Origin of the sequence: Vibrio sp. SG41-7 (assembly GCF_014164465.1) — a bacterium.
Lineage (GTDB): Bacteria > Pseudomonadota > Gammaproteobacteria > Enterobacterales > Vibrionaceae > Vibrio > Vibrio splendidus.
The window spans coordinates 1-9575 of record NZ_JACJFF010000155.1 but is presented as its reverse complement, the minus strand read 5'-3'; the positions used below and the strand labels follow the sequence as shown (position 1 = coordinate 9575).

Below are 9575 nucleotides of genomic sequence, written 5' to 3'. Positions count from 1 at the left end.
TGGATATAGCTAATCCAAAGAAAGTAATAACGACAAATTCCATACAAGGCTCTCCAAGCCAATTCTGAGCGTCCAATAAAAAGCATAGGACACTGATTTTCTTTAATCGACCGTACTGACATTTACTTTAACCAGCCGTGAATTAGTGTATTGCATCATCTTTATAAGGTCATATAATGAGCTTAAAAGGCAAACCGAAAACGGACTTGGATTTTCAACGTGAGGTATCGAAAAGCAACCCAAAGACAACATTTAGATTGAATGATGGGTATGCATAAAAATAGATTGAATGCCGTCTAGAAAAGCAAAGTGCCTTTAAGGTAGTGTTTTGATAGATAAGGTAAAGTTGCATTGTTCACTAAAGGAACACAAAAGCAACCTAAAAACAACTTAGGAGTTAGGTAATGATAAATGGAAAACTAATAGGTTTAGGCGTGTCAATAATGTCGGTAATAATGACTGGTTGTGCGTCAACCTCCCAACCAGTGTCATACGATGAATCACACAGTCGTGCATATAACATCGCGCAGGCTGGTGGATTGTACAATGTAAGTGACAAATACGTTCCAAGAGAGAATTACGAGTCTTTGCAATTTGCAGGCAGCGCTGCGACAAACTCTCTTTTGTTTACCTCCTCCTTCGGCGCGAACCTAGATTTAACATCAGGGTTAGGATTGGGGCTTGTCACCTCTCTTTTAGAGCAGCCCGACACAGCATCCAGAAACAGCGTAATTGCATGGATGCCAAAGTCCGAAGCGTCATCCACCAAAAATGCTCAAGAAAAACTTTTGTTTGAAATGAAAACGGCCATTGAGTCAACGCTAGAAGAAATGGGATTAGAGTATGAAGCAACAAATGGCAATTCCGAACGCAAAGTAGAGTTCTACTTTCACAGTGAAGAATACGGTTGCCCCATATACAAAGCAGGCATGACAAATGTAGATCTCTGCTACATAGCAACCGAAGTCTTTGAGCCCCGCGAAGCAAAGGCCCCTAGCTTTGTCGGAGTCGATGAAATTGATTCGTATCCTTTTGAATCAAACCACAGTGTTTACTACAACCGATTCCGAGTTACTCCCGGTAAAGGTAGCCATGTCCCAAGCGACAAAATATATTCACTTGTAAGCGGAAAACTTCCCTCTTGGGCTTATGTTTACGTAGCATCTGGGAACATACGGGTAGGTGAATCTAAATTTAAAACGCCTTATCTACTCGACAATGGCGAACCTCTCTTGTTCATACACCCAGAGAACTAATTAGCTCTCCCCAAGCATTTTGCTTAGGGAGATTGCCTTTTTCAGGAGGTAGACATGCAGCAGCAGAAAGAACAAATTACACGCTCAACAATTTCATATAGAAACAAAAGAGCTAAAGAACAAATCCAGCACATACTCCAACTTGCCGAAAGGATTACCTCTGACGTCGAAAAGGAAAAACGAGAGTCCATGCATTTGTGTTTATGTTGCTATTACGCTCGTTCTCAACGAATAGGAGGAGCTGCGATAACATCAAAACCTTGTGGTGTTTGCGAAGAAACAATGCAGTTCGGCTCAACTGCTACTGATGCAGTCTGCGACAGCTGTGCAAAGGAACAGGGGTTATGTAAACAGTGCGGAGCAGACATTGAATTGGCGGAAAGAAGAAAGCCGTACCCTTTTGAGAATGAGATAAATAAAAAGGAAATTTCAAATGATCAATGAGGAATGGTTTTCTGAGTTAGAAACAGTTCTGTTTGTGTTGGAGGACTGTCAGGTTGACTGTGATGGAATGACTTATCTAGTAAGCCATCTTCTGAAACAAGCCAACGTTGAACACTGTTGCATGTTCGGCTATGTAACAGAAAAGTCGTCAGGAGACGTAGTAACCCCTCATTGCTGGATTACATTGCCAGGAGACTACATCGTTGATCTCAGACTTAGAATGTGGCTTGGGGATTTCGATCATCTTCCCCACGGCGTATTTAAATCAAGCTGCACACCAGATATCGTCTACGAAGGAAAAGGGCTAAGAGACTCAAATTTGGATGTAGACACCTTAGATATGATGTCTGACGGTAGACTTTCACATGTGAAAGTCCCCTCTTTGCTTCACTAGTGCTCCACCAGCTGCAATAGCCCCTTCTACACGGGGCTCTTCCCTGCCCTAAAAGTCTTTCACGCTCCCCCTTCCCTCATACCGAACCTAAATGCTTAGTACTTCCAAAGTGGCTACGTGACAAATACTTAAGGGGCTATATAATGATACTATAAAGTAATTGAGAATATTTTATGAATATAGTCTTGTTGTTAGTTTCACTGATTGTCGCTCCATTTCTAATTGCCAAAGTAGACCTATGGCGGAAAAAGCATTTGCATGAGGTGCTCAGCTGGTGGAGTGAAGAAAACATGCCAAATGAGTTGAGAAACGCAACTCTGTTTCTTTGTGAAGAAGATGTGGCAACAACACTACCTGTACCTCTGCATGGAAGAGTCGATCAAGTTTTTTTATCAAAAAAGAAAGTCCTTATCCCTCTGGATACCAAGTTAAGGAAAGATAACAGGATCTTTGAATCGGATGTAATCCAGCTATCTGTATACCGAGTGATTCTTAAAAATCAATACAACTTAGAGGTATCCGATTACGGGTACGTTAGAACGGTTGTCCCACAGCCCGACGGAAAGAACAAGGTTCGTTACATCAGAACAAAGTTACTGAATGAAAAAAAAGTCGTCTCTCTCTACTACAAATATCAGGCTATTAGGCAAGGACTAATAAAGACGTCCTGTTCGTGTGAGGGATTGTTTCATTGAGTTCTCAGTTGCCCTTATTGGGCATGTTGCAGTGAGAAGCTTTTGCTGTTTATCCGTTACTCTCATGGCAAAGGAGGGCTTATGCCATTAACAAGAATCAATAAAACAATGATGTTGCTGATATCTATCGGTGGAGTAATTGCTGGTCTTGCAGGTAAACCTATCGTCGCCTGTACAGCATTAGGGGTAGTTCTTTAGCTTGCGGCCAAGAATGGAGGCTCAAACTCCATCATAGAAATCCGCAAAAAAGCAGCCAAATCAGCGTTCGACAATATGGATCTTGTCATTGATAACAAACGCTGGCTCGGGAAGGATGCAACGGTTGTTAAGGTTTCAAACATCACTGCGGCCAACGAGATAAAAGTGCCTTGGAACCTACAAATTCTTGCTAAATCGGTCAGAGGCACTTGGTTCACTGTAGATATGAGTGTGATTGGGAAAGACCAAATCCTAACCATGGCAATTAATGAGATTGATGAAAGCACAGTCAAGCGTCTGTTAGCGAATGATCACGACTTATACCGTCAATACTTCGGTGTACCAGAGTTGGCGTAAGGAGCGAAATGTGGAAAGAACTCAAACACCAGAAAAAAGTGAAGAAAACCTTAGTAACAAGCCATTGAATCAAGCTGGCTATGCTCAATGCCTGTTTATCCTTATCCAATCAGTGCTTTTCCCTGAGCTTGGCGCTGGTGGAGCAATGATCGCTGCCTTATGTGCAATGATGCCTTGGATGGTTATGTACGCTAAAAAAATGCCAGCACGAGTATTCGGTATGGTCATGGCATCTCTACTGCTAACCCCCTTCTATTCAATGCTATGCCTATTTGTCTTGAAGGTCATTGGAGTTGGAGTGTAGTGCGCATGGATCTATTGGCCCCATTCCTAATATCCGACTTGGAGAGACATGGCGCGAGTCAAGAGCTTATTCGTAATGCACAAAGCTTAAAACACTCGGCTTTCCGTTATAAACAAAAAGATATTGAAGAGCTGTCCAGAAAGCTTGGTATAGAAAGCCAGGAATTGATGGGTGGGCATGTTCAATATATGACTTCAAGATTCACGAGGAAAATGAGCGGCATCATTTCATCATACCTAATGAAAGATACCGGACATTTCGCTATTCAATGTACAGAGCTTTGCCGAGAAGCAGAAGCACTTAGCCTTAAACGCAACCGCGAAGGAAAGCTGGTTCCGTATAGTGCAGCAAATGCTGTGGCTGTTGATCTAATGCTTGATGTCGTCATAGCCAGGGCAACGGAGCTTAAAAATAGAATAGCGGATGAGTTCTTCAACGCAGAAACTAGCTCTGTCTTCATAGAACAAAGAGAAGCTGGCACATTTTGCCCAGAAAAAAAGACTAAAAAACGTAAAGCAAGGCGAAGAAAGAGTTCACCTATTTACGTCAAAGGAAAGCCCTACGCTAGTTTAACCGAACTAGCCCAACAAACTGGTAAAGCAGAAAGGACTCTCTATTCAAGGATTAGGGATAAAGGGCTATTAAAAGCCTACCAAACCAACACTATGACAGATGAGAACTGGAACTCAGTCTTATCTGAACCACCAGCTCCAAACAAGGGCCCAAAGGCGGCCAACAAACCTATCACCTATAAAGGTGATTCCTACCCCACGTTAAACCATCTGGCCGAAGCCGCTAACTTAACGTACTCGGCTCTCTACCAGAGACTTCGACATCGAGAATTATTGGAAAAGGCACGATGTAACGAGCTTTCAGATATGGACTGGGAAAAGGTACTCAACGCTATTCCCCCTAATCGAAAAGCCGATGTTGAAATTGTGATAAATGGCAAGGGATACCATTCCGTTGCGGCAGTCGCTACTAATTTCGGGTTAGCGGAATCCACGTTATCAGAGAGGTTAAAACAAGCCGACAAACTTGAATTAGCGAAAGAGAACAAATTAACCGAGGAAGAATGGGAGCTGTTTCTGGTTCCAACTCACCCAGGTCGAAAACAAACCACAACTAAGGAATAAACATGAGTGAAAACAATAAACCAGAAGCATGGGAAAAAGACATGATTAAAGATCTGGTCTTTACCCTCCATAAGGAACAGGTAAAAGACAGAAGATGGCGAAGAGGGATTCAGTTGATTCGCTCCCTTGGCTTTGTCCTTATGATAGTTGCATTTCTAACCGTAGCTTCAAATCCAGGAGGACTACCTTGGCAGACATCCAAAGCTGACACTCCACATGTTGCATTCATTAATATCAAAGGAGAAATCGCTGCGGGTTCACTTGCAGATGAAGATCATCTAATCCCTTCCATTCAGGCTGCTTTCAAAAATCCCCATGCAAAAGCTGTCGTTCTACGAATAAACAGTCCTGGTGGAAGCCCTGTGCAAGCAGGTCGAATATACGAAGAGATTCAAGCTCAAAAAGCAGAATACCCAGAAAAACAAGTTATCGCTGTAATTGATGATATCGGTGCATCTGGTGGCTATTACATCGCCGTGGCCGCAGACAAAATTTATGCGGACAAAGCAAGTATGGTTGGCTCTATTGGTGTCATCAGTTCTGGCTTCGGATTTACTGGGCTCATGGAAAAATTGGGTATTGAAAGACGAGCTATAACATCTGGTGAAAACAAAGCTTTGTTAGACCCATTCTCCCCTCTTTCAGAAGAGATAACTAGCTTCTGGAAGGAAGTGCTATCGAAAACCCACCAGCAGTTCATCGAGCGAGTAAAAGAGAGCCGTGGTGAACGACTCAAAGCCGATCCAAAAGTGTTCTCTGGATTGATCTGGAATGGAGAGCAAGCACTTGAGATTGGGTTAATTGATGGTTTAGGAAGCCTACACTCAATTTCTCGCAATGTTATAGAAGAAACAAACCTCGTTGATTACTCACCAAGTGAAGACATCGTTAAGCGCTTAACACAACGCGCAAAAATGGAAGCTTCAACCCTGATTCATGAATTGGCAACTGTAAAAGTTTACTAAGGGCAAAATGTAATGTCAGAACAAACCACATCACAACAACAAAAATCATTCAGTCCAATGCAGAAAAAGCTACTGGCCGTTGGTGCTGCTTTGACCCTAATTTTGGGAGCGTCTGTCGCTACAGTGGGATATCAAATTTACCAGACCAAAGAGTTGCTCATTCAAGAGCGCGATTCTCTCCAGTCGAAGATTACTCAACTAGAAAGTGACTATCGCTTTAAATCAGAAGAGCGCTTTAACAATGCAGTTCAAAAAGCACTGGAACATTTCGTTCAACAGAAACGCGAACAGGATATTCAGGCTAAATACGCAAAATACGAATCAGCTCCCGAACAAGTGCCTGACGATAAACGCATATATGGAAACCTGAACGCTCGATTCACGCTGGTGGAATTTTCTGACCTGGAGTGCCCGTTCTGCAAAAAATTCCACGACACACCAAAAGAAGTGGTGGATGCAAGTAACGGGAATATCAACTGGCAATGGAAACATCTGCCATTGAGTTTTCATAACCCAGCGGCTGAAAAAGAAGCGTTAGCAGCGGAATGTGTTGCTGAACAAAAAGGCAACCGTGGATTCTGGGTGTTCTTAGACGAAGTATTTGCCAAATCACAAGGCAATGGTGGTGGAGTACCTAATTTGGCAGAAGTTATTGAGAGTGTTGGTGCCGATGCTTCCCTGGTTCGAGAGTGTTTAGCTTCTGGCCGTTACGACCTGAAAATAGCAGCAGATGTGAAGCAAGCTACTGAAAATGGCATTTCAGGTACACCAGCGACTTTCATCGTAGATAACCAAACTGGGAAAACTCAGCTTATTCGTGGGGCACAGCCATCACAAGCTATCGCGGCCATCATCCGAAAAATGATGATTGAATCCGAAAACAACTAACAACAGAGGATGTAATTGATGTTAAGAAGAACAGCTTTAGCAGCTGCTCTACTATCAGTGTTGGCAGGATGTGGTGGTTCCAGTGGAGGCACTGGAACTACTTCCAATGGCAATGGTAGTGAAAGCAATAACCAAGACAACTCAACAGAAACAACAACGGTCGATAAGCGAGAATGGCAAAAAGAAGTGTTACTAAGTTCTCCAACAAGAGATGCAACACTTCCTGTCATCCAGCTACAAAACGAAAATGGTTCGGCTGTTCTATACAGTGCTTGGGTCGAAGAAGCCAACAATGGCAAACCGGATGAGCTATATGCTTCTGTAGCCCCTATTGAAGACTATGCGAATGGCAATGTACCTAACAAAGTCAAGATAAGTGCCGATATTGGTGAAATACTAAGATCAGACTGGCAACCATTCATTGTCGATGAAAACCACTACAAGAGCTCTGTTCAAATGAGCCTTTCAAATCATGGTAATGCCTATATTACATGGGTACAGAGAGACAATAGTAACAACCAGAAACTGAACGTTTCCTATTACGACGCAACAACACAAGAATGGTCCCCACCATTAGAAGTTGATCATGTACTTATGACTGACGCGGCAGCTACGAATGAGGAAAGTCGAGTAAAAATCACCGACAACACTCTCTTCACTGACCCGTCAGGACAAAGCATCGTTATCTGGCAAACTCCGATTTTTGGCTCCGATACAAATGCATTGGAAATAGCCTGGTTAAGCAACGACGGCACAAAAGCCAATATCATTGCAACGACAGAACTTTCGAGAAATATAAAAACAAACAGTGACGGTGAAGTTAAAAGTGCTATCTCGATACATTCAGTAGAAACTTCTCCTGGCGTACTTGAAATCCTAAGTATCGAAAAGGGCGCTGATGATGAAAATGATGTCCTAGCAAAACATACCGTCAAACTTGGTCCCTTCAATACGCCTGTAGTGGAACGCAGCGTTATTGATGATGATGGAGTCAAGAGTGGTTTAGCATCTATCAACACTAACCTTACTAGCTATGCGCTATGGTCTGAAAGCCGAGGGTCGGGTTCTTCTGACCTAATCGGCGTAACATGGCGTAGTGACAACAGTGGTTACTCTCCTATCACAGGCATTCCCAATATAAGTGCCGATGCAGGGCAAGCTAGCTTAACCAATACCAATACCATCACAAGAAGGCATGCAAAACCTGCTTGATTTCCAACAGCGTCTGGTTCAAACCAACGAAAACACCAAAGACTGGGAAAGCGATGGCACTGGTTTCTCTCTACTAGACGTAGTTCGCCACGCGAAACCAACCGTATTGGTTGGTGTGTCTGGTGCTCCAGGTCTATTCAGCAAAGAAGTCATCAAAGAGATGAACCTACACAGTGAACGCCCTATCGTGTTCCCACTGTCGAACCCAACAAGCCGTGTTGAAGCGACGCCAAACGACATTATTCGTTGGACTGATGGCCAAGCACTTGTTGCGACAGGTAGCCCATTTGAGCCAGTCGTTCACAACGGCACAACTTACCCAATCGCTCAGTGTAACAACAGCTACATCTTCCCAGGTATTGGCCTTGGTGTATTGGCTGTGAATGCTTCACGCATCACTGACGAAATGCTAATGGAATCAAGCCGTGCACTTGCTACGTGTTCTCCACTAGCAATCAATGGCACAGGTGCTCTACTTCCACCATTGGAAGAGATCCACACGGTATCTAAGAAAATTGCACTTGCGGTAGGTAAAAAGGCGATTGAACAGGGCGTTGCTCTAGAGATCACTGAAGAAGCACTGCAACAAGCGATTGACCAGCACTTCTGGCAGCCAGTTTACCGTCGCTACAAGCGCACGGCATTCTAATAAAGCGTACTGCGCTTGGAATAAAGAGCGTTAACGACTCTTATATGAGCCTCTGCAATTGCAGGGGCTTTTTTCTTTAAACTGTCTTGTCTTTTTAACTGATTTTTCTCATTTTTATTTGGTATTATCGAGCACTCAAAAATTAATGCTCAGTGAAAGGACCATACCGAGAGTGAAATTTGATTCTCACATTTTCCGTAGCTACATAAAAAAAGCTTACAAAAAACTGCAAGGTTTTCTGTTTGGCGCTTTCCTCGTGTTCTTAGTAGGCAGCGCTGCGGTTATTGCGATCGATTATTGGGTTTCATGGCAAGCGGAAGATCGCATCATCTACGATATAGATGAAGTGCCCGAGCTTGAGGTCGCCGTTGTGCTTGGCACGAGCAAATATTTGGGTCGAACACTCAACGACTATTATAAGCACCGAATCGAAGCCGCGATTGAGCTTTTCGATCGTGAAAAAGTGGACCAATTTCTACTGAGCGGCGATAACGCTCATCGCTCTTACAATGAGCCGTGGACGATGAAACGCGACTTGTTAAAAGCGGGCGTCCCCGAGGAACGCATCAATCTAGATTACGCGGGTTTCAGAACCTTAGACTCGATTGTTCGCGCCAAAAAGATATTCGATACCGATAACTTTCTGATCATCACTCAAAAATTCCACTGTGAAAGAGCGTTATTCATCGCCAATTCTTACGATATTCACGCGCAGTGTTTAGCGGTTTCAGGACCAACCCATCACTCGGGAAGCTCAATACGTTTGCGTGAAGTGTTTGCGCGCACCAAAGCATTCCTTGATCTGTATATTATGGGGACAACGCCAAAGTTCCTTGGACCTAAAGAGCCGATTCAACCGAGTCCAAAACCGGAATCATTTCCGATCCCAAACTCTATCACCGACCCCACTGTAACCCCTGTTGTAGACCCTACAAAAAGCCCGATTGCAGACCCAGCAGAGACCGATGTGTAGAAAACTACACATTTTGAATTTGTTGCCTCACACTTCCCCATTGTTAAGCAAAAACACACCAACACTCCTTTATTAACTTGAGTAACATTCTTCCAACAAAGTCT

Annotated in this window: 10 protein-coding genes and 1 pseudogene; all 11 read left to right on the top strand. The window is 43.4% G+C overall.

The genetic code is table 11. From position 1 onward, the window contains the following. Window positions 1-404: 404 nt before the first annotated feature. Window positions 405-1256: a hypothetical protein gene (locus H5300_RS23800; RefSeq protein WP_182797068.1), complete on the top strand. Its 852-nt coding sequence runs from the start codon at window positions 405-407 to the stop codon at window positions 1254-1256. A gap of 54 nt (window positions 1257-1310) precedes the next feature. Beyond that, window positions 1311-1700 (top strand): hypothetical protein, encoded by a 390-nt coding sequence (locus H5300_RS23795; protein WP_053309118.1) that lies wholly within the window; start codon window positions 1311-1313, stop codon window positions 1698-1700. Then, window positions 1690-2094, top strand: a complete 405-nt coding sequence (locus H5300_RS23790) for a hypothetical protein (RefSeq protein WP_182797067.1) — start codon at window positions 1690-1692, stop codon at window positions 2092-2094. The genes H5300_RS23795 and H5300_RS23790 overlap by 11 nt, the downstream gene beginning before the upstream one ends. Before the next feature lie 968 nt (window positions 2095-3062). After that, window positions 3063-3344 (top strand): hypothetical protein, encoded by a 282-nt coding sequence (locus H5300_RS23785; RefSeq protein WP_182797066.1) that lies wholly within the window; start codon window positions 3063-3065, stop codon window positions 3342-3344. 10 nt (window positions 3345-3354) lie between these two features. Further along, complete coding sequence (locus H5300_RS23780) at window positions 3355-3648, top strand: hypothetical protein (protein WP_014386850.1); 294 nt, start codon at window positions 3355-3357, stop codon at window positions 3646-3648. Window positions 3649-3653: 5 nt separating this feature from the next. Beyond that, a complete protein-coding gene (locus H5300_RS23775; protein ID WP_182797065.1) occupies window positions 3654-4784 on the top strand; it encodes a hypothetical protein in 1131 nt (376 codons plus the stop codon). Between the two features lie 2 nt (window positions 4785-4786). After that, complete coding sequence (gene sppA / locus H5300_RS23770; RefSeq protein WP_014386852.1) at window positions 4787-5749, top strand: signal peptide peptidase SppA; 963 nt, start codon at window positions 4787-4789, stop codon at window positions 5747-5749. 12 nt (window positions 5750-5761) lie between these two features. Beyond that, a complete protein-coding gene (locus tag H5300_RS23765; protein WP_182797064.1) occupies window positions 5762-6637 on the top strand; it encodes a DsbA family protein in 876 nt (291 codons plus the stop codon). 18 nt (window positions 6638-6655) lie between these two features. Further along, complete coding sequence (locus H5300_RS23760; RefSeq protein ID WP_182797063.1) at window positions 6656-7849, top strand: hypothetical protein; 1194 nt, start codon at window positions 6656-6658, stop codon at window positions 7847-7849. Beyond that, window positions 7824-8498 (top strand): annotated as a pseudogene (locus H5300_RS23755) (malic enzyme-like NAD(P)-binding protein); the annotation flags it as partial. The gene H5300_RS23760 and the pseudogene H5300_RS23755, both read left to right, overlap by 26 nt. A gap of 172 nt (window positions 8499-8670) precedes the next feature. Then, on the top strand, window positions 8671-9471 hold the full coding sequence (locus tag H5300_RS23750; protein WP_182797062.1) for a vancomycin high temperature exclusion protein: 801 nt from the start codon (window positions 8671-8673) through the stop codon (window positions 9469-9471). The last annotated feature ends 104 nt before the right edge of the window (window positions 9472-9575 follow it).